The organism is Flavobacterium sp. (assembly GCF_031363805.1).
Lineage (GTDB): Bacteria > Bacteroidota > Bacteroidia > Flavobacteriales > Flavobacteriaceae > Flavobacterium.
In genome coordinates this window covers 1-24,895 of record NZ_JANLVD010000127.1, presented here as the reverse complement: position 1 = coordinate 24,895, position 24,895 = coordinate 1, and the positions used below count along the sequence as shown (strand labels likewise).

At 30.0% G+C, this 24,895-nt stretch carries 25 protein-coding genes and 1 pseudogene; 11 read left to right on the top strand and 15 right to left on the bottom strand.

Going from position 1 to position 24,895, the window contains the following annotated elements; translation table 11 throughout:
- From RMN92_RS07550 to tgt, 10 genes and pseudogenes are all read right to left on the bottom strand, one after another.
- Nucleotides 1-336 carry a 2TM domain-containing protein gene (locus RMN92_RS07550; protein ID WP_309608855.1) on the bottom strand — a complete coding sequence of 112 codons (336 nt, stop codon included), beginning with the start codon at nt 334-336 and terminating at the stop codon, nt 1-3.
- Nucleotides 327-1,658, bottom strand: coding sequence for a histidine kinase (locus RMN92_RS07545; RefSeq protein ID WP_309608854.1), 1,332 nt, complete (start codon nt 1,656-1,658; stop codon nt 327-329). The genes RMN92_RS07550 and RMN92_RS07545 overlap by 10 nt, the downstream gene beginning before the upstream one ends.
- A 103-nt stretch (nt 1,659-1,761) precedes the next feature.
- Nucleotides 1,762-2,382: a hypothetical protein gene (locus RMN92_RS07540; RefSeq protein ID WP_309608853.1), complete on the bottom strand. Its 621-nt coding sequence runs from the start codon at nt 2,380-2,382 to the stop codon at nt 1,762-1,764.
- Between the two features lie 37 nt (nt 2,383-2,419).
- Entirely contained in the window at nt 2,420-2,830 is a 411-nt protein-coding gene (locus RMN92_RS07535) for a DUF2141 domain-containing protein (protein WP_309608852.1), read from the bottom strand.
- A gap of 128 nt (nt 2,831-2,958) precedes the next feature.
- Nucleotides 2,959-5,112 carry a TonB-dependent receptor gene (locus RMN92_RS07530; protein WP_309608851.1) on the bottom strand — a complete coding sequence of 718 codons (2,154 nt, stop codon included), beginning with the start codon at nt 5,110-5,112 and terminating at the stop codon, nt 2,959-2,961.
- A gap of 215 nt (nt 5,113-5,327) precedes the next feature.
- Nucleotides 5,328-6,629: a hypothetical protein gene (locus RMN92_RS07525; protein WP_309608850.1), complete on the bottom strand. Its 1,302-nt coding sequence runs from the start codon at nt 6,627-6,629 to the stop codon at nt 5,328-5,330.
- A 235-nt stretch (nt 6,630-6,864) separates the two neighbouring features.
- Complete coding sequence (locus RMN92_RS07520; RefSeq protein WP_309608849.1) at nt 6,865-7,830, bottom strand: SMI1/KNR4 family protein; 966 nt, start codon at nt 7,828-7,830, stop codon at nt 6,865-6,867.
- An 81-nt stretch (nt 7,831-7,911) separates the two neighbouring features.
- Complete coding sequence (locus RMN92_RS07515; protein ID WP_309608848.1) at nt 7,912-8,790, bottom strand: DMT family transporter; 879 nt, start codon at nt 8,788-8,790, stop codon at nt 7,912-7,914.
- Nucleotides 8,777-9,862, bottom strand: a complete 1,086-nt coding sequence (locus tag RMN92_RS07510; protein ID WP_309608847.1) for an LptF/LptG family permease — start codon at nt 9,860-9,862, stop codon at nt 8,777-8,779. Before RMN92_RS07510 ends, RMN92_RS07515 begins: the two co-directional genes overlap by 14 nt.
- A 72-nt stretch (nt 9,863-9,934) precedes the next feature.
- Nucleotides 9,935-11,066: pseudogene (tgt, locus tag RMN92_RS07505) on the bottom strand (tRNA guanosine(34) transglycosylase Tgt).
- A 143-nt stretch (nt 11,067-11,209) separates the two neighbouring features.
- Between tgt and RMN92_RS07500 the strand changes: the two are divergent.
- The 3 genes from RMN92_RS07500 to RMN92_RS07490 are packed head-to-tail and all read left to right on the top strand — an operon-like array spanning nt 11,210 to nt 14,061.
- On the top strand, nt 11,210-11,767 hold the full coding sequence (locus RMN92_RS07500) for an AraC family transcriptional regulator (protein WP_309608846.1): 558 nt from the start codon (nt 11,210-11,212) through the stop codon (nt 11,765-11,767).
- 45 nt (nt 11,768-11,812) lie between these two features.
- Complete coding sequence (locus RMN92_RS07495; RefSeq protein ID WP_309608845.1) at nt 11,813-12,259, top strand: response regulator; 447 nt, start codon at nt 11,813-11,815, stop codon at nt 12,257-12,259.
- A gap of 14 nt (nt 12,260-12,273) precedes the next feature.
- Nucleotides 12,274-14,061, top strand: coding sequence for a CHASE3 domain-containing protein (locus RMN92_RS07490; protein WP_309608844.1), 1,788 nt, complete (start codon nt 12,274-12,276; stop codon nt 14,059-14,061).
- Nucleotides 14,062-14,113: 52 nt separating this feature from the next.
- Here the strand turns inward: RMN92_RS07490 and RMN92_RS07485 are convergent, their stop codons facing one another.
- Together RMN92_RS07485 and RMN92_RS07480 are read right to left on the bottom strand one after the other, a co-directional pair.
- The gene (locus RMN92_RS07485) at nt 14,114-14,536 is read right to left on the bottom strand and encodes a hypothetical protein (protein ID WP_309608843.1); all 423 of its coding nucleotides are present in this window, start codon (nt 14,534-14,536) and stop codon (nt 14,114-14,116) included.
- A 24-nt stretch (nt 14,537-14,560) separates the two neighbouring features.
- The gene (locus RMN92_RS07480) at nt 14,561-14,725 is read right to left on the bottom strand and encodes a hypothetical protein (protein WP_309608842.1); all 165 of its coding nucleotides are present in this window, start codon (nt 14,723-14,725) and stop codon (nt 14,561-14,563) included.
- Nucleotides 14,726-14,939: 214 nt separating this feature from the next.
- On the opposite strand from RMN92_RS07480, the gene RMN92_RS07475 reads away from it, so the two are divergent.
- The 5 genes from RMN92_RS07475 (at nt 14,940) to RMN92_RS07455 (ending at nt 18,437) form a co-directional block, all read left to right on the top strand.
- Complete coding sequence (locus RMN92_RS07475) at nt 14,940-15,509, top strand: ferritin-like domain-containing protein (protein ID WP_309608841.1); 570 nt, start codon at nt 14,940-14,942, stop codon at nt 15,507-15,509.
- A gap of 22 nt (nt 15,510-15,531) precedes the next feature.
- Nucleotides 15,532-15,705, top strand: coding sequence for a hypothetical protein (locus tag RMN92_RS07470; RefSeq protein WP_309608840.1), 174 nt, complete (start codon nt 15,532-15,534; stop codon nt 15,703-15,705).
- 171 nt (nt 15,706-15,876) lie between these two features.
- Entirely contained in the window at nt 15,877-16,725 is an 849-nt protein-coding gene (locus RMN92_RS07465) for a transketolase (RefSeq protein WP_309608839.1), read from the top strand.
- Nucleotides 16,726-16,789: 64 nt separating this feature from the next.
- Entirely contained in the window at nt 16,790-17,467 is a 678-nt protein-coding gene (locus RMN92_RS07460) for a hypothetical protein (RefSeq protein WP_309608838.1), read from the top strand.
- A 16-nt stretch (nt 17,468-17,483) separates the two neighbouring features.
- On the top strand, nt 17,484-18,437 hold the full coding sequence (locus tag RMN92_RS07455; RefSeq protein ID WP_309608837.1) for a transketolase C-terminal domain-containing protein: 954 nt from the start codon (nt 17,484-17,486) through the stop codon (nt 18,435-18,437).
- A gap of 292 nt (nt 18,438-18,729) precedes the next feature.
- Here the strand turns inward: RMN92_RS07455 and RMN92_RS07450 are convergent, their stop codons facing one another.
- Nucleotides 18,730-19,653 (bottom strand): hypothetical protein, encoded by a 924-nt coding sequence (locus RMN92_RS07450; RefSeq protein WP_309608836.1) that lies wholly within the window; start codon nt 19,651-19,653, stop codon nt 18,730-18,732.
- Nucleotides 19,654-19,852: 199 nt separating this feature from the next.
- On the opposite strand from RMN92_RS07450, the gene RMN92_RS07445 reads away from it, so the two are divergent.
- The gene (locus RMN92_RS07445) at nt 19,853-20,191 is read left to right on the top strand and encodes a tRNA-binding protein (RefSeq protein WP_309608835.1); all 339 of its coding nucleotides are present in this window, start codon (nt 19,853-19,855) and stop codon (nt 20,189-20,191) included.
- Nucleotides 20,192-20,250: 59 nt separating this feature from the next.
- On the opposite strand, the gene RMN92_RS07440 is transcribed toward RMN92_RS07445, so the two are convergent.
- On the bottom strand, nt 20,251-20,634 hold the full coding sequence (locus RMN92_RS07440; RefSeq protein WP_309608834.1) for a PUR family DNA/RNA-binding protein: 384 nt from the start codon (nt 20,632-20,634) through the stop codon (nt 20,251-20,253).
- 62 nt (nt 20,635-20,696) lie between these two features.
- Nucleotides 20,697-22,454 carry an ABC transporter ATP-binding protein gene (locus tag RMN92_RS07435; RefSeq protein WP_309608833.1) on the bottom strand — a complete coding sequence of 586 codons (1,758 nt, stop codon included), beginning with the start codon at nt 22,452-22,454 and terminating at the stop codon, nt 20,697-20,699.
- Between the two features lie 198 nt (nt 22,455-22,652).
- On the opposite strand from RMN92_RS07435, the gene RMN92_RS07430 reads away from it, so the two are divergent.
- Together RMN92_RS07430 and nusB are read left to right on the top strand one after the other, a co-directional pair.
- Nucleotides 22,653-23,756 carry a Glu/Leu/Phe/Val dehydrogenase gene (locus tag RMN92_RS07430; protein WP_309608832.1) on the top strand — a complete coding sequence of 368 codons (1,104 nt, stop codon included), beginning with the start codon at nt 22,653-22,655 and terminating at the stop codon, nt 23,754-23,756.
- Between the two features lie 116 nt (nt 23,757-23,872).
- Entirely contained in the window at nt 23,873-24,784 is a 912-nt protein-coding gene (nusB, locus tag RMN92_RS07425; RefSeq protein ID WP_309608831.1) for a transcription antitermination factor NusB, read from the top strand.
- Nucleotides 24,785-24,895 lie beyond the last annotated feature (111 nt).

Here is a 24,895-nt window from a genome sequence, read left to right as displayed (position 1 = left end):
TTATTCCCAAGTTGTCTTTTCGATTTTTTGAGAATGTATTATTTTTTTAATTTTTTCTTCTTCCCATTTCTTCCCAAGTGATTTTTCTGTCAGTAACATTGAAATCAAATATGCAAATAATATGACGCACCAAACAATCATAAATTCAAGAGTTAAGTATTTAACTGGAAAAAAATTCATTTTTAAGTCAAAATATTTTTTTGCAATAAGTATTGAAATTCCAATACCGAATAAAATCAAATAGATATAAAACTGTCTTCTTTTCTGAATTCTGACCTTGATTATTGATTTCAAAACCTCATCTGACGTTTGATTTATTTCCATAATTATTGCCATTTATTATTTTTTTCTTTGTTCAAAATTTCATTTATTTTTCGATCTTCCCAAGATTTTCCATAGCCAAAAGCATCAAATGCGTGAAATGTAACACCCAAACCCCAACCCAACATTGGGAACCAAAACCATTGAAATTTTGAATTTGTGCTTAAATTGATAATTACCAAAATAGGAATCACACAGCAATAAGAAATTAAATTTCCATAAAATCCTTTTAACTTTTCAACTTTTTCTTTGGCTCTTATGTAAGCCATATTCTCATTTGCTATATTTTGTATTTCCATAACTGCAATTTGTTTTGTTAATATGGGGAGTTTTACTCTAAAAATATTTTCTGTTTGCTCTATTATCATTCTTTTTTTTGAAATAATGGCATATCTATTAACTATATTTTCTAGACCAACCCCTTTTCTATCTTGTAAAACTTCTTTTTTTTGAAAATTATTTTCAATAATTAAATAACCGTTTTCAATATAAATTTTAATATGCAATGGTTTTTGTTCTGAAACCACATTATGTTTGACAGTATTTTCCAATAACAATTGCAATGATAGTGGAACTACTTTTGCCTCAGGATTAATACCTTCTAATGGTAACTCGTAGGTCAAACTATTTTCAAATCGCATTTTTAGCAAATTCATATAGGTTTTTGCAAACGATAATTCTTCTTCCACAGAAACCAATTCTTTGTCTTTTTGTTCCAAAACATAACGATATATTTTTGATAATGAAGTAGTAAATCGTTGTGCATTTTCTGGATTTTCTTCAATAAGCGAACTCAGAACATTTAAACTGTTGAATAAAAAATGAGGATCTATTTGATTTTTCAGGCTTTCAAACTTTGCATTGGCTGTTCCTGCAATAATTTTTTGTTCTTTAACTTTATTTTCTTGATACGCTTTATAAAAATGAAAAGCATACAATGACAAGGTTACAAAAAACGTAATTGTTATTGGAACAATATAATTTGATGCTTTTTCTTGTTCTAAAAAAAACTTAAAACTATTGTCGTTGTATATGACTTCTTCAAAAATATGCATTAAAAAAATGATCACTAATGATACCAAAAATGAGCCTATAAAACCTAGAACCAATCTTTTTTTAGAAAATCTATCTACAAATTTTTTATCTAAAAAATAGAATACAGAGGAATTGGCAATATACAAACTCATAGTATACATAGCAGTAAACATAAAGCCAACTGCCAATTTTTTATCAAAATGGATTGATGAACCCATAATTACATTTAATGCTTGAATCACAATAAATATGACTAATGTTAGTTTAAATGCTTTTGGAAATTCTTTATAAAATATATTCATTTTGATTTTTTTAAAATTTTAGAAGAAAGAATCAAGATGCATGATGTTGAAATTATTTTTAATAAATCTTGGATCTTGATTCTTTCTTCTATATTCTAATTTCTTATTTACAATTTTTCAAAGCTTCATTTGCTCTATCCAATCCCCATTTTGGAGAAAAAGGAGTTTCTGCTTTAAAAGTAGCAAAAAGTCCAATAGAACGCTCCACATCTTTGCACAATTCTTTCACATTGGCACCAGTCCATTTTGCACCACCAATCGCGAATTCTGCTTTGCAAAACACAACCCTAGGATTTTCTGGAGCAATAGCTTCAGCTTTGGCATAAAGTTCTGCTACTTTTCCAGAAAGTGTCATGCCATAAGTCATTGGGTCAAAAGCAATCCAACCAGTATGAATCATGGCTTGCATAACCAAAAGTTCAGGATTATTAGGGTTTTTTGCCATTTCAATATCCAAATTCGATTGGGCTTTGGTCAGTAATGTATTTATTTTTTCTTTGTCTTTGGTTTGAAAAGCCGAAGTAGAATTTATTAATGCAACATAATAATTGGGCAACCAGCTGTTTTTTTCTGCCGAAGCTATACGTTCAAATAAATCTGAAGCTTCTTGATTTTTTCCTTCTTTCCAAAGTCCAAATGCTTTGCCCATTCCTTGTTCAAACTGCCCTTGGGCTGATACTAATGTTGTAATAAATAGTGCGATTGCGATAATTAATTTTGTCATGATTTCTAATTTAAAGTGTTATTTGTTATTTGTTATTTTAATTAATATTGATTACTATTTTTGAATTATTTTCAATTGAAAACTTAGCATTTTTATACTTTGGTGGCCCCATAAATCCTTTAGAATCGTTTGATGCCATATAATCTTCGGTTGGAATTCCCATCATATTTGAATCCATTTTACCATTCAAATTTTCATCTTGATAAATCATCACTGCATATTCTCCTTTTTCTAATTCGGTGAAAGTTACCAATGCTTTTTTGTCTTTTATTGTAGATTTGGATGATTTAAATGATTTTTTCAAAAAAGTGCCTTCAGAATTGTATAGGCCAACCATTACAACCCCATTGTTGTTTTTAAGTCCTACAATATTTACATTGAGATTTGCCTTTTGTGCCGATACAAAGCCAGTTACTAAAATTGCTAATGTTAAGATTGAATTTTTCATTTTTAAGTTTTTAAAAGTTATTAATGTTTTGTTTTGATCTTTATTTCTTGTACAAATTTATGTTGCCTTTTCTTATTTTAAAATTGATTCTGACTGAACTGTCGTTTTTTGATGATGAAATGCGTATTTTACAAATTATTTAATTGATTGTCTTTTTTATTATTGCTAATCGTCCAGAAGAATCCCACAAAGAAAAATCTGTCTGCTGTAGGCGTTATTGTTCTTCTGTTATAAACACCAGTTGCATCTGGATTATTTGCATATTCATATCCAAAAACATTTTGCGTACCTAACATGTTGGAAACCGAGAAATACAATATTTTTTGCGATGTTAATAAATAAGCCCAATTAAAACTTAAATTGTTGTACGATTTCGTTTTTCCATTCATAAATTGGGTTTCATTTGGATTATTGTAAGGTCTTCCGCTGGCGAAACTATGGGTAAAACCAATTTGCGATTTCCAATCGTTGATCCAATATTTTGTAACAAAAGACAAGTTATGGTCAGCTACAAAACTAGGTGTTACCTTATCCGGAAAATTTCTATAATCTCTTTTTGTATCAATATAAGAATAGGAAAGCCAATACTCTAAATTTTTAATATTTTTGCCATCTCTCCAAAACAAGTCCAACCCTTTGGCATATCCAGAACCAGAATTGTCGAAAACCGAATTAAATTGTGCGTTTTGAGTATCAAATCTTACCAAATCATTGTATTGTTTCAAATAAGTTTCAGCTCTAAATGTTTGTTTATCTTTACTAAATTGATAATTTAAAATATAATGAGAGGCTCTTTCACTATCCAAATTGCTGGTATATTTCAGAAAATCTTGTTTTGGAACCTGATTAAAATCGCCGTAAGCCAAAGAAAATTGACTATTTGCAGCCAATTTATAAGCCATGGAAACTCGTGGAGAAAAAGTAGTCTCTTTCAATAAATCGTTATTTGAAGTTCTGAAGCCAGTCTTTAAAGCAAAATCTCTAGAAAAGAAAATATCGGCTTCAGCATAAACAGCAGCAATATTTGTATCGTAGCCACTGGTGAATTTGTTTCCACTGTTTTGAATAAAATCTTCGTCGAATTTTGTGATGAAATAGTCGCCTCCGAAAGACAATTTTACCCTTTCCGAAATTGATTTTTTAAATTTCAATTTCATGTGAGATGCATTTTCAATGTTTTTAATATCATCAACACCAATACCTACTTTATTTTGGCTGTAGCCATAACTCAATCCTGAAAAAATTTCCCAATTGTTACCAAACTTTCCTTTGTAAGAAGCATTGGCATAAAAATTATTGTTATTTAAATTAATTCTAGTTTTTTCGATTTGGTTGATATTTTCTTGATTTAAATCGAATTTCGAAGCATCGAAAGCCGCGTATACCTTTAGCAAACCAGAATTAAATTTGTATCTATACACCGTTTCGCCCGATAGTGATTGAAAAGCCCTATTCCAATCCAAATTTTGAGGCACTGCAAATTGATACGGTGCCAAATCAATATAAGTCGCATTAACACTTAAAGAACTTTTATTCCATTTTTGAGTATTTCCCAAACCCAATCCAACAGTCATCAATGAAATTTCGGTTTTGTTTTGGTCAGGTTCATTTTGAGTATTTAAAAGCAGAACACTTGATAATGCATCGCCATATTCGGCAGAATATCCTCCAGTGGAAAACGATATTCCGCTAAACAAAAATGGAGAAAATCTTCCTCTAGTAGGTAAATTTTGAGTGGTTGAACCATAAGGTTGCGCTACGCGAATCCCGTCCACAAAAGTTTGTGTCTCTTCTGCTTCGCCACCACGTACAAAAAGTCGACCGCTCTCACCCACGGTTTGCGTTCCTGGCAAAGTTTGCAAAGCTGCCACAATATCGCCAGCAGATCCTGCCGTAGTTACTATATCAAGCGGTTTTAAAACCGAGACACGAGCCTTTTCGCCTGCTTCAAAAGTTCCAGCAGTTATAACTACCGCGTCAAGTGTATTGACACTTTCTTTTAATATTATGGTTTGATTTTGATAATTTAAAACAGTAATAGCAATTTTTGAAGTTTCGTATGATAAAAAACTAACCACCAAAACCTGATTTCCAGTTGCAGAAGTAGTGAAATTAAAATCGCCATTTTCGTTAGAAGTTGCACCATCATAAGTACCTTCAATAAAAATATTAGCTCCAGGAATAGGTAACTTTTTTTTATCGACTACTTTTCCAGAAATAGTAGCTTGTGAGAAAACAGAAAAAGTTAAAATTAAAATAGCGAATGTAAAAAGTGATTTCATAATATGTTTTTTTGATGAAGCAAAATTGCAGCATCAACGATTATTATAAAATTTATATTTACTGAAATGTCGAATTTTGGGTATGAATTGTTTTTTTGATTATATATCAAAAAAAATGTGCAACTAAAAAAAGAATACATTCCATTTTTAATTACACATTTTAAATTATGTCAACCACAACACAAAGCATCAATTTTGCAAACGTGGTTTGGCAATTAATTTACTCCTTTAATTTTTTTAGGAGTTAGTATTTGTTTTTCCTCTATTTTAGGTTTAGGTTGATTTTTAATCTTATCCGCTTTGGTATCCTTCTTATCTTTTGGCGGATCGTTGGCTACTTTTTTTGATTTTGTATCCTTACTAGATTTTGAAGATTCTTCTACTTTGTTGGATTTTGAAGACTCTTCCACTTTACTAGATTTCACCTCTTTTTTAGGTTTCACAGATTCATCTGCTGTTTTTTTGGATTTGGTATTGCTTTTAGACTTTGAAGAATCATCTTCATTTTTAGATTTGGCGTCTTGTTTTGTTTTTTCAGATTTTACAGCAACTTTTTCAGGTTTTGTTCCTTTTTTAGCTTTTGAAGATTCATCCTCTTTTTTTGATTTGGCATCTTTTTTAACTTTTTCGGCTTCTTCTGTTTTTTTTGCTTTGGTTTTTTCTGTTGCTTCATCTTTGGCTTTTGCCTCTTTTTTTGCTTTATCAGCTTCCTCAGTTTTTTTGGCTTTGGTTTTTTCATCAGCCAATTCTTTAGCTTTGGCTTCTTTTTTGGATCTATCGACTTCGTCTTCTATTTTTTTATCTTTGGCACTTTTCGCATTGTATTTTGCTTTTTCTACATCGGCCTTAGATTTTTCGGTTTCAGCTTTAACCTTTTCGGTTTCAGCTTTAACCTTTTCTACCTCAGCTTTTGCTTTTTCTGCTTCAGCTTTGGCTTTCTCTGCTTCGGCTTTGACTTTATTATCAGCTCTTTGCGCGTCTTTTTCGGCTTTAGCCATCGCTCTTTCTTCTTTTATCTTGGTTTCTTTTTTAGCTTCCTTTTCCTCTTTTTTAGCCTCGTTTATAACTTTAAGTGCAGCTTTTTGTTCATCTTTCTTTGCTTTTGCTGTACTTTTAATGTCAAATGCTTGCGCTTTCTGTTTGTCTTTTTCCTCTTTTTCTCTAGCTTTGTCTTCTTTTTCTTTTAGTATTTCAGCTTCAGATTTTACTGCTTTTCCAGATTTACTTTTAGGCTTAATCTCTTCTTCTTTCACCACAACTGTTTCTGGAGCTTTTTCAGGAATAACTTCTGGGGTTGCTTCAGCTTTTACCGATACGTTTGGGTCTGAAACTTCTCCGGATTTTACTTCTACTTTTTGTTCAGGATTTGCTTGAAGATTTTCTTGAGGTTTCGCATCAGGAGTTGCCACAACTTTAACCTTTGTTTCTTTTTTTGCTTTTGCTTTTGTTTTTGTTTCTTGAGCAAAATTGCTATTTGAAAAAACAAAAATTAAACATAATAATAGTATTTGTTTCATAGTTTCATAGTTTTAAATATTTAATGGTTAAAAATACTACTTTTTTTTAAATAATGATACTTTTTAAAAAAGACAGATTATTTTGTGATTTCAAAATTCATTTTAATATTGTTTCGATTATTTAGTGGCTAATATTAATACCAATTTTTAGCAATATTATATTTCAAATTCTTAATTTTAACTTTAACAACACTTTAGAAAATCAAAAATGTATCTTTTAGGCTTTTATTGACATCTAATACAAACGGTTTTCAAAAGTTTTTTTTATATTTTCTAGTTCCTCTAAGTTTTCTTTATGGAATGGAATTAACAAAAAATCCCACCCGAAAGAATTCAGAAATGCATTCATTTTTTCATTAATTAATGAAATTATATGATTCGAATTATCTGTAATAGAGTTTGATTGCATTCTCAAATCAATATCAATTATATAATTAAATTGCTTGTGATTTTGTAAAAGATGGTTTTTACTCAAGAATTCATTTGGTGTCAACTTTAAATACAAAGCTAAATTAGAATTTATTTCTAGCTTGCCTGAATACCAATTTTTAAAATTATACCATCCGTAACCATCATCTTTTTTCAGTTCTAATTTTTTGTTATAAATTTTAATAAATTGTTCTGCAATTTCTTCAATATTTTTCTCACTTTTCAAACCAATGTAGAATGAAGTTGATTCGTAACCATAATATACCAAATTATTAATTAACTCTTCATAGGAATTTATTCGAAGTTTTTCTTCAAAACCATTTTCAGCACATTCCAATTCGAAGTAACATATTTGTGGTTCCTGATATTCAAACTCTACATTGTATCCATAATCAAAACACAACATAGTGTGCCCATCCATATGCGATAATATAGGTAATCTTTCTAAATATAGAAATTCAAGCTTCGAAGATTTTTTGAGTTCATCTACATCTGAATATTCAAGCAATACATCTTTTAATGTATTGTATCCTGAATCATTTATTACTGGGTCAAATGTTGAACCGTTATATAAAAGTTCACTCACATTATCGTTGTGATGCAATGCTGTTTTCCAAAGATATCCGCCATTTTGCATTTTTAAATGCTCTCTGTAAAGAGTAGGAAATTTAAATCCAACAGCCAATTCCTTTTCCAGAATTTGCTTTTCAGATCTTCCAATACTTGCATCATTGAATCCTTCTGCCGGTTGTTTCCAAATATCTGTTATCATTTTTTTTTAAATTTCTGATGATAACCAAATATACAGATATATAACAAACAATTATATTTAAAAAATAAATTCAATGCAAAACTACCTATTCCTATTCTTCAAAATACCATTTAAAATAACGGTCGATAAAATAATAAGCGCACCAACATAAAACTGTGGACTCATTTTTTCTTTGTCATTAAATATGAGTAATGCCAATACAATTCCATAAATAGGCTCCAAATTAATGGTTAACATTACAGTGTATGGACTTAAATATTTCATGACACCCACTGAAGCAATAAATGCGTATGCCGTGCAAACCGAACTTAAAACCAACAGCCAAAGCAAATCTGAAGTTGACAAATTAAAAAAACTTGTGGTGAAACTTTGGGTAAACAATAAGTAAATGGACAAAAACAACACACCACCAAATATCTCGTAAAATGAAATAATGGCTGGATTATATTTTTGCGCAAATTTGCCATTAATTACAGAAAATAATGCAGATAAAAATGCAGATGTTAAAGCCAAAACGATTCCATAAACATAGTTTCCTTGTACTTTAAAAATCAAATATAAACCCGCAATGACTATTAATCCGAAAAGTACTTCGTAAAAAATGATTTTTCGTTTGTAAAAAATGGGTTCAAGAATCGAGGTAAAAAAAGCGCCCGTAGCCAAACAAGCCAGTGTGACCGATACGTTGGAAACTTTTATGGCTTTGAAAAAAGTAAACCAATGCAAAGCAATAATTAATCCTGCAAACAAAAACGCAAATATGGTTTTTGTTGGAAGTTTTAAGGAAATGTGTTTTATGAAAATATAACTTAAAATAAAACCGCTCGCAAAAAGCATTCTAAACCAAACCAAAGGCAAAGCTTCTAGCGAAATTAAGGCTCCCAAAATGGCGGTAAATCCCCAAATAAAAACTATTAAATGAAGGCGCAAATAGCTGTTTAAATTTTTACCTTCTTGCATTGCGAAGCAAAATAATGGCAAGAAATCCGTATAATATATTTGGAATCCAAACGGCCAACATGGGTGTTAAATCTGATTTTCTAGCCAGCGTACTAAATATTTTATCTAAAAAAACATAGCTAAATGCCAATGAAATTCCCAAAGCTAAATTAACGCCCATTCCGCCTCGTCTTTTCATGGAGGAAACTGAAACTGCAATTAATGTTAATATAAAAGCCGAAACCGGAACACTGTATTTACGGTATTTGACCACCAAATAAGTATTGATGTTGGCTGAACCACGCTTTTTTTCTTTTTCAATAAACTTATTTAATTCGGTTGGAGTCAAAGTTTCGGCAATATAAACTACGGGAGTCAAATCGTCCAACTCAAATTTTAATTTAATATTTTTTGACGGATTGGTTTCTATTTTATCATCCAACTCGCCTACTATTCTTTTGTTATAATTGAACAAAGTGTATGTGCTGTCTTTTGGATTCCATTGTATGGAAGAAGCGGTTATTTTATGAACCAATTTTTCTTTGTTGAATTTTTCCATCACAAAATTATAGCCTGTTTTTGCTTCTTGGTTAAAATTGCTTACATATATAAATTCTGTATTGCTTATTTGTCGATACACATCGTTGGTTTCTCGCATTTCGTTTCTACCGTTTCCAACCAAATACATATACCTGAAATTATTGAAACCTTCACTGGCTTTTGGCACTAGAAAAAATCCCATCAATAAGGAGCCTAATGAAATAATAATGGCTCCAATAATATATGGTTTTAAAAATCTCTGAAAAGAAATTCCTGAACTTAATATGGCAATAATTTCTGTATTATTTGCCAATTTCGAAGTAAACCAAATTATGGAAAGAAATAAAAAAATCGGAAATAAGAAATCTGCAAAATAAATAACAAAATCCAAATAATACGATAATACTTTACCAATGGGAACTTTGTTCTCCAATATTTTATTAATTTTTTCTGCAACATCGACGGTGATACCAATAGGAATAAACAACAACATCATGACAGAAAATGTGGCTAAATATCTTTTGAGTATGTATTTGTCTATTATTGTTAACATTCGGGTTTTGGGTTTTGGGTTATGGGTTATGGGTTATGACAATGTGATAAAACCCAAAACCCATAACCTAATTTACAATCTCTGGCTCATATTCTTAACCATCATTTCTTTCCATTCTCTAAAATCTCCTGCTAAGATATGTTTTCTTGCTTCACGAACCAACCACATATAAAAACCGAGGTTGTGAATGGTGGCAATTTGTTTTCCCAAATATTCATTGGCCGCAAATAAATGTCGCAAATAGGCTTTGGTATATTCGGTGTCTACATAAGTGTATGCCATTTCATCTACTGGCGAAAAATCGTCTTCCCACTTTTTATTTTTGATATTAATGGTGCCATTGGCTGTAAAAAGCATACCGTTTCTGGCATTTCTAGTTGGCATCACACAATCGAACATATCAATTCCCAAAGCAATATTTTTCTAAAATATTAATTGGCGTGCCCACTCCCATTAAATATCGGGGTTTATTTTCTGGTAAAATAGCAGTGACTATTTCGGTCATGGCATACATTTCTTCGGCTGGTTCTCCTACGGAAAGCCCGCCAATTGCATTTCCCTGTTGGTTTGAATTGGCAATATATTCCGCAGATTGCATTCGCAAATCTTTGTAAGTACTTCCTTGAACTATCGGGAAAAAAGTTTGTTCAAAACCATATTTAAAAGGCAATTTATCCAAATGATTGATGCATCGGTCCAACCAGCGGTGTGTCATGTGCATGCTACGTTGCGCATATTTGTAATCGCAAGGATAAGGTGTACATTCATCGAAAGCCATAATAATATCGGCACCAATGGTACGTTGAATTTCCATGACATTTTCGGGTGTAAAAAAATGCAGCGAACCATCGATATGTGATTTGAACTTCACACCTTCCTCTTTGATTTTTCTATTGGCCGAAAGCGAATATACTTGATAGCCACCAGAATCTGTCAAAATATTTCTATCCCAATTCATAAATTTATGCAAACCACCTGCTTTTTCCAAAATTTGAGTTTGCGGACGCAAATATAAATGGTACGTATTTCCTAAAATAATATCTGGGTTAATTTCTTCTTTTAGTTCGCGTTGGTGCACTCCTTTTACAGAAGCTACAGTTCCCACTGGCATAAATATGGGTGTTTCTATGGTGCCGTGATCTGTGGTTATTGTTCCTGCTCTTGCTTTTGTTTGTGGATCTGTTTTTAGTAAATCAAACTTCATAAATAAATTTTACTTGGTGTATTCGGAGCGCAAATATAGCCTAAATTGCCAGTTTAGGAATTATAAAAGATAGAATTTTAACTATTTAAGGCATTTTTTTATGTAAATAAAATTACTTATTTTTGAGAAATTTAAATTCAAATATGAAACTATTTTTAAAATTTGACATTAACAACCTTTGCAATACAATTCTTCAGGAACAATTGGATAAATTTGAATTAAAATATGACATATTGGGATTTGGGGAAATCAATATAAAAAGTACTATTACTGACCAAAAATTAACTGAATTGAATGAAGCTTTTAGCAACTATGGTATTCAAGTAGTTGAAAATCAAAAAAGCATTATCGTTCAAAAAATAAAGGATACCATTGTAGAAATGGTGCACTCTGAAAGCGGATTGAATAATTTAAAAAGTTCTGTCTATTTATCAGAAAAATTGAACCACAGTTATGGTTATATTTCCAATCTTTTTTCTGATGTAACCTACACATCAGTAGAAAATTACATTATTATTCAAAAAATTGAGCGTGTTAAGCAATTGATACTTATTAATGAACTAACTTTAACCGAAATTGCTTACAAGCTAAACTATTCGAGTGTAGCACATTTAAGTACACAATTCAAAAATATTACGGGGATCACGCCTTCTGCGTTTCAAAGAATTATAACCAAAAGGCGGAATAATAATGTAGATTAAACTATAAAACTATCAGATTAAATAAACACTTAAAACTTTTACTACATGCAAAAAGACACCATACACATTTTACTCGCAGATGACGATGAAGATGACAGAAACTTTTTTAAAGATGCTTTTGAAGAAATAAAAATTAATACCGATGTGAAATTGGTTAAAGATGGTGTTGAACTCATGGATTATCTCAACAAACCAGATATTACCTTGCCACATATATTATTCCTTGATTTGAATATGCCAAGAAAGAATGGCATGGAATGCTTGCGCGAAATAAAAAAAACCGATCATTTAAAAAATATAGCGGTTGCCATATATTCTACCTCGGCATCTGAATCAGATATTGAAGAAACCTTTGTAAAAGGCGCCAATATTTACATTAAAAAACCCAATGATTTTGAGGCTTTGAAAAAAACTTTAAATGTTGTAACTACTTTAAACTGGCAATACCACACCAATAGTTTAAACAAAGAAACATTTCTGTTAAGCATATAATAAACATTGAGATTATGAAATTTAAAGATATTTTGAACTCATCATGGTTGCTGAAAATATTTTTTATAGTCTCAGTGTTTTTTTTAATTTTTATATATTCTATTAATTATAGAAACGAAGCTGAGCTAACCAGCTCTTCAAAGTGGTTGATGCACACTTATAAAGTACAAACCAACTTACAAAATTTACATTTCAATATTAAGGATGCTGAATCCAATGTTCGTGGTTACGTAATCACGAAAGACAGTATGTATTATAAAAATGTAAAGTTTGCTACCCAAAAAATATATTTTGCTTTGTATCATTTAAATTATATTTTAAGTGACAATCCAACACAATTATCAAATCTTACAAAATTGAAAGCAAGTATTGAAAAAAGACTTGTTTTTTACAAAAGTATCATTGAGTTAAATAAAAACAAACCGCCAAACTCCCCGCAACTGATGTCTAGCATGGTTAAAGGCAAAATCTTGATGAATTCGATTGACAGTCAAATTAACAAAATGTTGAAAGTAGAGAGCGACCTTTTAAAAGTAAGAAAAGAAAAATATGAGAGTGAGGTTTCTATAACACCTTTATTTTCTATACTTCTTTTGTTTTTTTCGCTCACAATTTTTACCTTTTCGTTTGTAAAAATAAACGACGATTTAAAATTTTTAAAAGAATCAAATAATAAATTAAAACTTTTCTTCGAATCTACAAAACATGCCGAAGAAATTGGAAAATACTATTCTTGGAATTGGGATCTTGAAAGTAATAAACTGAGCTTTTCAGATAACTTATACAAAATGTTGGGCGTAGATCCACAATCTTTTGAAGCCAATGTAAGTAATTTTATAGATTATGTGCACCCAGAAGATAAAGAAAGGGTAGCTTCTGGCGCGGATTTAATTCTAGTAGAAGGAAAAGCTGTAAGTATATTTTTTAGATTTGTTAGCAAGAATGGAGAAATTCTTTATTTCAATTCAATAGCCCAAAGTTACATTGACTCCAGTAACAAAACAATGATTTTGGGCGTAAGCAGAGACATTACAGAACAGCATTATGCCAATATTGCTATTGAGGAAAGAAATTTTGAGTTGGAACAAATAAATACCGAATTGGAATCTTTCAACCATGTTGCAAGTCACGATTTGCAGGAACCTTTAAGAAAAATACAAATTTTCATTTCTAGAATTTCACCAGCAGATATTGATTCACTTTCAGAAACGGGTAAAGAATATATTTCTAAAATAAAATTGGCTAGCAATAAAATGAGGGTTTTAATAGACGATTTATTACTGTTTTCGAGAGCCAACAAAATTGATAAAGCGTTTGAAAAAACCAACCTCAACGAATTGCTTGAAAACGCAAAGCAAGAACTAGCCATTAATATTCATGAAAAAAATGCTGTTTTTGACGCAAAAAAATTGCCAACAACAAATGTTATTCCGTATCAAATTCAACAATTGTTTATTAACATAATAAATAATTCATTAAAATACAGTAAAGAAGGCGTAAATCCAATCATAACCATAAGATGCGAAAAAGTTTTGGTATCGAGTGTGTCCTTAAACATTAATTCAGACAAGAAATATTATAAACTTTCTTTTAGTGATAATGGCATTGGTTTTGAGCAAGAGTTTTCAGAATCCATTTTTGCTCTTTTTAAACGACTACATTCCAAAGATGATTTACCTGGAACAGGAATTGGACTAGCCATTTGCAAAAAAATTGTAGAAAACCACCAAGGTGCAATTACCGCTGAAGGTAAGTTAAATATTGGTGCTACCTTTAATATTTTTCTTCCAGAAAAAGAATAATAAAAGGGAATTTGCATGACAACAAATTCCCTTTTATTTTAGAATCTAAAACTTAATCAAGGCTTGGAAATGAAGAATTTTCACTTTTAGGAAATTCAGGACTTCTTTTTCTTCTTTCGCTTTCAGAATCATAAGAACGATTTCGTTTATCCTCGTCCATATCATCCTCATCTTCCATTTCATCATCTTCAAAATCGTCATCCTCATCAATTTCATCGTGATCATCATTGCCTTCAGAAGGATAATTTTCTAGATTTTGATTGCCGTTTTTACTATTTGAATCACTATTCATTCCTGAACTTCTATCCTGCTGATTGTCTGAATTTACAGTTTCAGTTTGATGTGGTTTTTGTTCAGAATGAGAGTCATAATTGTTGTAATTCTGAGTATCTTTTTTACTTTCTTCATTACCATTTAAAGATTCTCTGTTATCATGGCTACCTTGACCAGAGTTAACATTGTGCTGATTTTCCATAATTAATAATTTCTAGAATTTAAACTACTTTTTTGAAGCAGAAGATTTTGATTTTGAATCTTTATCAGAAGATTTTGAATCAGATTTTTTGTCATCTTTCTTTTTGTCATCTTTTTTGTCGCTTGCTTTAGATGTTGAAGCTTTTACACTACTTGTTTTAGTGTCTTTAGATTTTGCAGTTGTGCTCATAATTAAATTTTTAATTGTTAGTAATATTGTAAAATTATAGGAATATGCGATGCGCCTTGTTACACTATTTTTGAGCTTAATTATATAATTTCCATGTAGTTATAATTTTTATAAAATGATGAAATCCTGTAAATTTTAATTTAAATTCTATAATTATTTAACATCCATAAATAATGAATTTTACAAAATTAAAAAACAATTAAAATATAATATTATGGAAGTAGTAAGAGACAATTCAAAAAACACAGCATCAAAATCTAAAACTGGCACTATTAAAGCAAAATCTGATGCTGCACAAGGTTTAAGAGATTTATTTATAGATAGTTTAAAGGATATCTATTGGGCAGAAAAAGCATTGACAAAAGCATTGCCGAAAATGACAAAAAATGCCACTTCAAATGCTTTGAAACAGGCATTGACCAGCCATTTGGATGAAACAGTAGAACAAGTTTCAAGATTGGAAAAAGTTTTCGAAATTATTGGAGAAAAAGCAGTAGCTAAAAAATGTGACGCCATGGAAGGTCTCCTAAAAGAAGGAGAAGGAATCATGGAAGAAACGGAACTTGGAGTAGTTCGCGATGCTGGAATTATTGCAGCAGGTCAAAAAGTAGAACATTATGAAATTGCAACTTATGGTACATTGCATGCTTTCGCTACAACTTTAGGAGAAGATAAAGCTGCAAAATTATTGGCTATTTCGCTTGAAGAAGAAAAAAAGGCTGATGTTACACTTACAGAAATTGCTTTAGCAACCATCAATATTGATGCAGCAGAGAATGATTAATTCAAATTATAAATCGAAAATCATGTTAAATAATTTCAAAAAAATACTTTTAGCTTTTTCATTCTCATTAATGCTGACAAGCTGTTCCGCAATTGAAGGAATTTTCAAAGCTGGAATGGGAGTTGGAATCTTTGTTGTTGTAGCAATTGTGTTGGTAGTCATTTTTATAATTACTAGGTTTACCAAAAAAGATTAAATTGCATAAAATCAATGCATTGAATCCCTTTCTTTAATTGGAAGGGATTTTTTTATTGGGTTAATTTCAGCTATTATAATATTCTTGATAACTTTTTAAAAGTCTACTTCGTTTTTCTAAAATTTATTTTCTAAAAAACTATATTTGCAAAGTCAAATTTTAATACTCAAAATGAAACCAAACACACAACAACTACAAGATTTAACAACCCAAGTTCGCAGAGACATTTTGCGAATGGTGCATGCAGTGAACTCAGGACATCCAGGCGGTTCATTGGGCTGTACAGAATTTTTGGTAGCACTTTATCAAAATTTAATGGACAGAAAACCTGGTTTCGATATGAATGGTATTGGCGAAGATTTATTTTTTCTATCAAACGGTCATATTTCTCCAGTATTTTATAGCGTTTTGGCTCGATCTGGCTATTTCCCTGTTTCTGAATTGGCAACTTTTAGAAAATTAAATTCAAGATTGCAAGGTCACCCAACAACGCATGAAGGTTTGCCGGGAATAAGAATTGCATCAGGATCGTTGGGTCAAGGAATGTCAGTAGCCATTGGTGCTGCGCAAGCCAAAAAATTAAATCATTGTAATCATTTGATATATTCACTTCATGGTGATGGTGAGTTGCAAGAAGGACAAAACTGGGAAGCCATTATGTATGCTTCTGCCAAGAAAGTTGACAATTTAATTGCAACTATTGATTTAAATGGAAAACAAATTGATGGTTCCACCGATGAAGTTCTGCCTATGGGAAGCATCAAAGCAAAATTTGAAGCTTTTGACTGGGATGTTTTGGAAATAAAAGAAGGCAACAATTTGGAAGCCATTATTTCAGGAATGAAAGAAGCCAAATCTAGAACTGGAAAAGGAAAACCAGTTTGTGTTTTATTGCACACAGAAATGGGCAATGGTGTCGATTATATGATGTATTCTCATGCTTGGCATGGAAAAGCACCGAATGATGCACAATTAGAAACAGCTTTGAGTCAGAATTTGGTAACTTTAGGAGATTATTAATTTTAGATTGCAAATTTTAGATATGTTTCTAAATCTTTAAATCATTTAATATCTCAATTAAATAATGAAAAAAAAAATTATTGCTCTTTCAATATATTTAATTAGTAATTTAATTAATGCTCAAGAAAATAAGTTAAATTATTATTTTGACAGTTATGATGTGACTTTGATAAAAAATTATAATTATCAAAATGGATATCCGATTAAGAAAATTGTTTTTTCAAACTCAAAAGACTCCACTTATTTACTTCAAATAATAGCTGATAAACATTATCAAGAAGCAAAATTATATGATTCTAAAAAAAAACAAACTATTCAATTTTATATTAAAGATATTTCTTTCAAAATAGATGATTTAGGAAATCTGGAAAAACCTAAATTAACAGATTCTTACTTTCATAATCACAAAAAAAATGTTAGTACTCAAAATTTTGAAAATGTTGAATTTGAAAGGGACACTATTCTAAATAAAACAATAATTCATTTAACCAAGTATAAAAATAAAAAGTTAAATAAGATAATACATGAGGATTATTTTATTTTTCAAAAAAAACAGAAGCCAGAACATCAAATAATAAATATTGATATCCAAAATTTAATAAAAATTCATAATTTAAAACTAAATAAAGATGATATTTTAACAAAAACTCTATGTTTAATTAACGGTAAAATTAGTGTTGATATTCAATATTTGGAGCATAAAGCAATAGACTATAATCTTAGATTCACCATGAATAATTAAGTTTAAAACACACAACATGAAAAAATATACAAATACAGGAAGCAAAGATACTCGCTCGGGTTTTGGGGCTGGAATGACAGAATTGGGTCAGAAAAATGAAAATGTAGTTGCACTTTGTGCCGATTTAATAGGTTCATTAAAATTTGATGATTTTAAGAAAAACCATCCAGAGCGTTTTTTCCAAATAGGTATCGCTGAAGCCAATATGATTGGTATTGCGGCTGGTTTAACCATTGGCGGAAAAATTCCGTTTACCGGTACGTTTGCTAATTTTTCTACTGGAAGAGTTTACGATCAAATACGTCAAAGTGTGGCCTATTCAGATAAGAATGTCAAAATTTGTGCTTCGCATGCAGGTTTGACTTTGGGCGAAGATGGTGCAACGCATCAAATTCTTGAAGATATTGGGCTCATGAAAATGTTGCCAGGAATGACGGTTATTAATACTTGCGATTATAACCAAACCAAAGCGGCAACACTTGCCATTGCAGACCATCATGGGCCAGTTTATTTGCGTTTTGGTAGACCAGTAGTACCCAATTTTATGCCTGCTGATGAAAAATTCATAATTGGAAAAGCCATAGTTTTATCTGAAGGTACAGATGTAACCATAGTTGCCACTGGACATTTGGTTTGGGAAGCTTTGCTTGCTGCTGAAGCTTTGGAAGCCAAAGGTATTTCGGCAGAAGTTATAAATATTCATACCATTAAACCATTGGATGATGAAGCCATTTTAAAATCGGTAGCGAAAACAGGTTGCATTGTGACTGCTGAAGAGCATAATTTTTTGGGCGGTTTGGGAGAAAGCGTGGCTAGAGTTTTGGCTTTGAATAATCCAACACCACAAGAATTTGTAGCTGTTCAGGATAGTTTTGGTGAAAGCGGAACTCCAGAACAATTAATGGAAAAATACAAATTGAACAACCAAGCTATTGTAGCTGCGGTTGAAAAAGTATTGAAGAGAAAATAATTTATCGATTTTAAATATTTAAATAGGATGCTAGAAATGGCATCCTATTTTTTTTGGAGATTAGAATCTTAAAATTATTCATCAATAGGGAAATATTTTGAGTTGATAGTAATGGTTTTAATTAAAAAAAATGAGAAGTATTTATAAAAACTTTAAATGATTTAATAATTCTTGCTTAAATAAGTTTAAAAGACAAATTTTGTACAATTATACTAGCAATTAATTTGTATTAAATTAGTTCACCATTGATTCTTGATTTGATGTTACAAAGTTAAGGTACAATCCAGTCAGGTTATGTTTTTAAAACGCTGGTTATTTTCTCAGCTTCAGCTTGTTCATATTTATTATGAATCCAAAGAATAATTACCCCAAATAATACTGCAAAAACCACTAGTATAGTGCTCAAAATACCTTCAGTTCCAAAGGATAATTTTATCAATATTGTAGATATTATAAATCCTGAATTTCTTATAACTTTACTAAATTTATCTGTCAAGAAAAATGAAAACAACAATAATAGAACTTCAATTAAAATTAAAATTGTAAAAAACTCATCAAAAAATATTTTATTGATATCTTTTAAATTTTCTACAATTTCTTTTATTGAAAATAAATTTTCATAAATCCAATGTCCAAGGCTGTAAATAGATAAAAATAAAAAAATGGGTATCAAAAACATTGCCATCACATTTTTAAGTCGTATGAATTGATTCACTTCAATTGATTGCTGAATTTTAGATTGATTAATTTCATTAATTCTATTGAGTTTATAAAAAATATAGATTAAATAAAACAAAATCATTGTAGACAATAAATCCAAAGTAAAATATAAATTGGTTTTTACTCCAAACCAATTATCGGTAAATTCCAATTTTGTCATGTCTTTAAATATCCTTCTTATAATTATCAATGTAATAATTTCGTATTGTTTTCCAATATAAATTGTCGTCGATTTTGGCAAATAATATACCAAAAGATATACTTCATAAATCAATATAAAAGAAAAAGGAGTGTAAATGGCGGATATTGGATTATTTAATAATTTTGAATAATCATTTAATTTTATAAGTTCCAAATCTACCAGTCCAATAATTAAAAGATGGAGCAAGAAGCTTACAATAGCAATAGAAACAAAAACCTTTTCGCTATTTTTTTTAGTTTTTTCTGATAATAACTTTGAATAAAAAAAGTTGAATATTTTTATATTTTTTTGCATACATAAATCTACAATAAAAAATAAGTTAAAATATTAAGTTATAATCTTTTAACCTTTGTTTAAACGATTTTATTATTTAGAATTAATTTTATAGAAGTTTGATAATAAAATATGGATTGATGTTTTCACTTAAATATGCTTGATTAAATCTATTTTTTTTTACTATATTTAATTTAAAATCTATTCAAATTTAATAAACATGGATGAAATTAATTGGGGCGACTTTGAAAAAGTTGACATGCGAATTGGAACTATTCTAGAAGTAAATGATTTTCCAGAAGCAAAAAAACCAGCCTATAAACTCACTATTGATTTTGGAATTGAAATTGGAATAAAAAAAACTTCAGCACAAATTACCAAAAATTACACTAAACAAGATTTAATAAACAAACAAATAATTGCCGTGGTTAACTTTCCTCCAAAGCAAATTGGCAAATTCATGAGCGAATGTTTGGTTCTTGGATCAGTTGGAGTTGATAATAGTATAGTTTTACTTACCTCAGATTTAAAAGTTGAAAATGGGTTAAGAATTGGATAAAAAAAATACCCAAAATTTTCATTTTAGGCACTTTATAATTTATAAATTTTAAGAATATTTTAAATATCATCAAAATCTACATCAGTAAAACTTTTTTCAGAATTTTGATTAGATTCTGTTGTATCTAAATTATATTCCTTTTTAAAATCTTTCTGATGGCGTTCAGAAATTACTTCTTCTCCTTTATTATTCAAAACATAAGAAGTCATTTCATTTAAAATTTCAGAAAAAGCAGTAAAATCTTCTTTATACAAATAAATTTTATGCTTTTTAAAATGGTATGAACCATCTTCTTCCGTAAATTTCTTACTTTCCGTTATTGTAATATAATAATCATCTGCTTTTGTAGATCTTACATCAAAAAAATAGGTTCTTCTTCCAGCACGAAGCACTTTTGAAAAAATCTCCTCTTTTTCTAGCATATCATTTTCGTTCCTATTCATTCTATCTGATTTAATTTGTTTGTTTCTTCAAAATTGAAAAAAAATAATCTACAAAACAAGAATTATAACATTTCTTTTTCTGCAATTTGCTTTAAATATAATGATCTATAGTAGCCTTCTTGGTTTACCAATTGATTATGAGTGCCTTGTTGAACAATTTTGCCTTGGTCAATTATTATAATTTTATCAGCATTTTTGGCAGAAGAAACCCTATGGCTAACAATTATGGTTGTTTTGCCAATTGTATTTTTTTCTAAATTATTTAAAATATTTTCTTCAGTCTCTGTATCCACTGCCGAAAGGCAATCGTCCAACAATAGTATTTCTGGATTGCCAATAATAGCTCTAGCAATGGAAACACGCTGTTTTTGACCGCCAGAAAGTGTAATGCCACGTTCCCCAAGTATGGTTTCATATTGTTGTGTAAATGCCAAAATATTGTTGTGAATGTCTGCATTTTTTGCAGCCAAAATTACTTCTTCATCTGTGGCATCTTCCAATCCAAATTTAATATTATTTTTTATGCTGTCCGAAAATAAAAACGCATCTTGAGGAACTGCTCCAATACTTTTGCGAAGACTATTTAAGTTGGCATCTTGAATTTTTATACCATCTATAATAACATTTCCAGATGTTGGATCGTACAATCTAGAAATTAAATTTAGAATTGTAGATTTTCCAGAACCAGTTCGACCAATAATGGCTAAAGTTTCACCTTTATTTATTTCAAAACTAATATTGTCCAATGCTTTAATATTTGTATCCTCGTAAACTAAAGAAACATGATCAAATTTAATATTACCTTTAAAAGTCATCGGTGTGAAATTATTATTTTGAATTTCCGGCTCGATTTTCAAAAATTCATTGATTCGTTTTTGTGATGCTTCTGCTTCTTGAATAAGCGATGAAACCCACCCAATGGAAGCAACTGGCCAAACCAACATATTTATGTAAAGTATAAATTTAGCAATAACACCAATATTTTCAATACTTCCGTTAATATACATGGAACCGCCAATAAAAATCACTATCAAATTGCTAGCGCCAATCAGTAGCAACATTAATGGACCAAATAGCGCACTTACTTTTGCTAATTTTAAACTTTTATCTTTGCTTTCTTCCGAGAGTTTTTTAAAAGCATCTTGTTTTTTATTTTCAATGCTATAAGCTTTTATGACGCGAATACCAGAAAATATTTCTTGTGTAAAACTGGACAAAGCAGATAAGTTTTCTTGAAAAATTGTACTTTTTTTATTTATTTGAGAACTTATTTTGAAAATAAAATAAGCCAAAATAGGCAATGGAAGCAGTGTATACAAGGTGAGAATTGGAGAAACTATGTACATATAATATATAACAATTGTAAATCTAATAATTGTATTTATAGTATACATTACCGCTGGACCTACATACATGCGAACGCGGCCAATGTCTTCGCTAATCCGGTTCATTAAATCGCCAGTTCTATTCAATTTATAAAAATTCTGGGTTAAATTTTCATATTGTTTGAAAACTACATTTTTAAGATCAAACTCTACGTGTCGTGACATTACTATTAATGACTGTCTCATTAAAAAAGTCAAAACTCCAGCAATTATTGTGGTAATGGCTATCCATAAAATATTATTGAGTAACAATTTTTTAATTTCTTCAACATTCTCACCATTTTTGGAATATTGTTCAATTGAAGCGATGGATTCACCAATTAATTCTGGCGTGTAAAGCATAAAAATCTGGGCAACTATTGTAATAAATATTCCACCTAAAAAGTGCAACTTATATTTAGCAAAATATGGATTTAAATAACGTAGTTCTTTCATTTAATTTATAATATTATCTAAAATGTAATTTTTTTTAAACTAAAACTGTTAAATTTTATATTTTTTATACGAAATGTTTAATTATCAAATCCTTAAGATTTTATTAATTAATGCAAAAATTATTGTAAACTCTTTAATTAAAACGTAATTTTGTGGCTAATTTTTAGAAAAATATCACAAACTAAATCAACCTATTATATGATTACTGAATCTTTAAAACCGGCAGAATTACATAAAATTGATCCCGTATTCGGACAATTATCTTTTGACAATCACGAACAAATTGTTTTTTGCAATGACAAAGATACTGGTTTGAAAGCAATAATTGGTATTCATAACACAGTTTTGGGACCTGCACTTGGAGGAACCAGAATGTGGAAATATGATAACGAATGGGAAGCTTTAAATGATGTTTTAAGATTGTCACGTGGCATGACATTCAAATCTGCAATTACAGGTTTGAATTTGGGTGGAGGAAAAGCAGTAATTATTGGCGATTCCAAAATTGATAAAACACCTGAAATGATTGCCAAATTTGGACAATACGTCAATTCACTTTCAGGAAAATATATTACTGCAGAAGATGTAGGAACTACTACACAAGACATGGATTTGATTCGTGAAAATACGAAATTTGTAACCGGTGTTTCTATTGAAAAAGGTGGTTCTGGAAATCCTTCCCCAGTAACCGCTTATGGAGTTTATATGGGAATGAAAGCCGCAGCAAAATATAAATTTGGTACAGATGTACTAGAAGGTAAAAAAATATTGGTTCAAGGTATTGGTCATGTTGGTGAAACCTTGGTAGATTATTTAACTGCGGAAGGCGCAAAAGTAATTATTTCCGACATAAATGAAATTCGTTTGCAAGAAATTGGAAATAAATACGGAGCAAAAATTTATCATGGTGATGATTTATATAGCGCAGATGTGGATATTTACGCACCTTGTGCACTTGGAGCCACTATAAATAACGATACAATTCGAAGAATTAAAGCCAAAGTTATTGCTGGAGCAGCAAACAATCAGTTGGCAAACGAAAATATACATGGTGCAATTTTGAAAGAAATGGGTATTGCTTATGCGCCAGATTTTTTAATTAATGCTGGCGGAATTATCAATGTATATTCTGAATTGGTAGGCTACGATAATGCAGAATCTATGCGTAAAACAGAAAATATTTACAATACTACATTGGAAATTTTTGATTATGCAGATGCCAACAATATCACTACGCACCAAGCTGCTTTGAGCATAGCGCAAAATAGAATAGATTTAAGAAAAAAAGAAATGGCAAAATAGTAGTGTTGTAAATATAATTGTATTTTTGCATCACGAAAGTTTACTTTCATTTCAATTTCCCTAATTAAAAACGTTCTTGCAAAGTGTTAAACAGACGACATATTCGAGTTAAAGTGATGCAAACATTGTATTCGATGCATCAAAATCATTCAGATAATTTAGAAAAAGAAGAAAAATTCTTATTTCAAAGTGTCGAAAATGTTCAAGATTTATATTTAATTATGATATCAACTTTGGTAGAAATGCAATCCAAAGAAGAAACCCATATTCAAATTTCTAGCAAAAAACATTTGGCAACCAAAGAAGAGAAAAATCCAAATTTTAAGTTTATCAATAATAAAGTTTTGAAAATTCTTTTAGAAAATAATTCTTTATTAAATGCACTTGAAAATAGGAAAATAAACAACTGGAAGTTGAATGATGATTATATCTTAATTCTTTTGAATGCAGTTAAAGAAAGCGAAGTATATCAGAATTACATGACTTCCAATGAATCTAGTTTTGAAGAAGATAAAAATTTTATTGCAGATGTATTTTGTGAAGTTATTGCTCCAAATGTAAAATTGTACGAATATCTTGAAGATCATAAATTGACTTGGATAGATGATATTCCACTAGTGAATACACTTATTTTAAAGCAACTCAAAGCCATTAAAAATACTGAAAATGGTAATTTTTCTGTACCAAAATTATATAATGATACTGAAGATAAGGAGTTTGTTGCAAATTTATTTCGCAAAACACTATTGAATGATCAACAATTGGCCAAAGAATTTTCAGAAAAAACGCCAAATTGGGAAGCTGACAGAATAGCAGAAATTGATACTATTATTTTAAAAATGGCCATTTGTGAATTTTTAAAATTCCCATCTATTCCTGTAAAAGTCACTATAAATGAGTATTTAGAAATTGCGAAAGAATATTCTACACCAAAAAGTAGTATTTTTATAAACGGTATTTTAGATAATTTGGTGAAAGAATTTGAAACCAATGGAAAGCTTAAAAAAGTAGGTCGCGGATTAATGTAAAAGTATGATGATAAAAAATTCAATTTCAGTTATAGCATTTTTAGTATTATTTCTAACTTTATCCTGTAAAAAACAGGATGAAAGTGCGGAATTTAGATTTGATGCAAAAAA

Coding starts and splice junctions, on each gene's coding strand:
- RMN92_RS07520 (WP_309608849.1), bottom strand. CDS start 7,830: ATGATAACAGATATTTGGAAACAACCGGCAGAAGGATTCAATGATGCA.
- RMN92_RS07545 (WP_309608854.1), bottom strand. CDS start 1,658: ATGAATATATTTTATAAAGAATTTCCAAAAGCATTTAAACTAACATTA.
- RMN92_RS07495 (WP_309608845.1), top strand. CDS start 11,813: ATGCAAAAAGACACCATACACATTTTACTCGCAGATGACGATGAAGAT.
- RMN92_RS07490 (WP_309608844.1), top strand. CDS start 12,274: ATGAAATTTAAAGATATTTTGAACTCATCATGGTTGCTGAAAATATTT.
- RMN92_RS07525 (WP_309608850.1), bottom strand. CDS start 6,629: ATGAAACAAATACTATTATTATGTTTAATTTTTGTTTTTTCAAATAGC.
- RMN92_RS07475 (WP_309608841.1), top strand. CDS start 14,940: ATGGAAGTAGTAAGAGACAATTCAAAAAACACAGCATCAAAATCTAAA.
- RMN92_RS07480 (WP_309608842.1), bottom strand. CDS start 14,725: ATGAGCACAACTGCAAAATCTAAAGACACTAAAACAAGTAGTGTAAAA.
- RMN92_RS07510 (WP_309608847.1), bottom strand. CDS start 9,862: ATGTTAACAATAATAGACAAATACATACTCAAAAGATATTTAGCCACA.
- RMN92_RS07445 (WP_309608835.1), top strand. CDS start 19,853: ATGGATGAAATTAATTGGGGCGACTTTGAAAAAGTTGACATGCGAATT.
- RMN92_RS07535 (WP_309608852.1), bottom strand. CDS start 2,830: ATGAAAAATTCAATCTTAACATTAGCAATTTTAGTAACTGGCTTTGTA.
- RMN92_RS07470 (WP_309608840.1), top strand. CDS start 15,532: ATGTTAAATAATTTCAAAAAAATACTTTTAGCTTTTTCATTCTCATTA.
- RMN92_RS07430 (WP_309608832.1), top strand. CDS start 22,653: ATGATTACTGAATCTTTAAAACCGGCAGAATTACATAAAATTGATCCC.
- RMN92_RS07550 (WP_309608855.1), bottom strand. CDS start 336: ATGGCAATAATTATGGAAATAAATCAAACGTCAGATGAGGTTTTGAAA.
- RMN92_RS07500 (WP_309608846.1), top strand. CDS start 11,210: ATGAAACTATTTTTAAAATTTGACATTAACAACCTTTGCAATACAATT.
- RMN92_RS07515 (WP_309608848.1), bottom strand. CDS start 8,790: ATGCAAGAAGGTAAAAATTTAAACAGCTATTTGCGCCTTCATTTAATA.
- RMN92_RS07435 (WP_309608833.1), bottom strand. CDS start 22,454: ATGAAAGAACTACGTTATTTAAATCCATATTTTGCTAAATATAAGTTG.
- nusB (WP_309608831.1), top strand. CDS start 23,873: ATGCAAACATTGTATTCGATGCATCAAAATCATTCAGATAATTTAGAA.
- RMN92_RS07460 (WP_309608838.1), top strand. CDS start 16,790: ATGAAAAAAAAAATTATTGCTCTTTCAATATATTTAATTAGTAATTTA.
- RMN92_RS07540 (WP_309608853.1), bottom strand. CDS start 2,382: ATGACAAAATTAATTATCGCAATCGCACTATTTATTACAACATTAGTA.
- RMN92_RS07465 (WP_309608839.1), top strand. CDS start 15,877: ATGAAACCAAACACACAACAACTACAAGATTTAACAACCCAAGTTCGC.
- RMN92_RS07450 (WP_309608836.1), bottom strand. CDS start 19,653: ATGCAAAAAAATATAAAAATATTCAACTTTTTTTATTCAAAGTTATTA.
- RMN92_RS07530 (WP_309608851.1), bottom strand. CDS start 5,112: ATGAAATCACTTTTTACATTCGCTATTTTAATTTTAACTTTTTCTGTT.
- RMN92_RS07485 (WP_309608843.1), bottom strand. CDS start 14,536: ATGGAAAATCAGCACAATGTTAACTCTGGTCAAGGTAGCCATGATAAC.
- RMN92_RS07440 (WP_309608834.1), bottom strand. CDS start 20,634: ATGAATAGGAACGAAAATGATATGCTAGAAAAAGAGGAGATTTTTTCA.
- RMN92_RS07455 (WP_309608837.1), top strand. CDS start 17,484: ATGAAAAAATATACAAATACAGGAAGCAAAGATACTCGCTCGGGTTTT.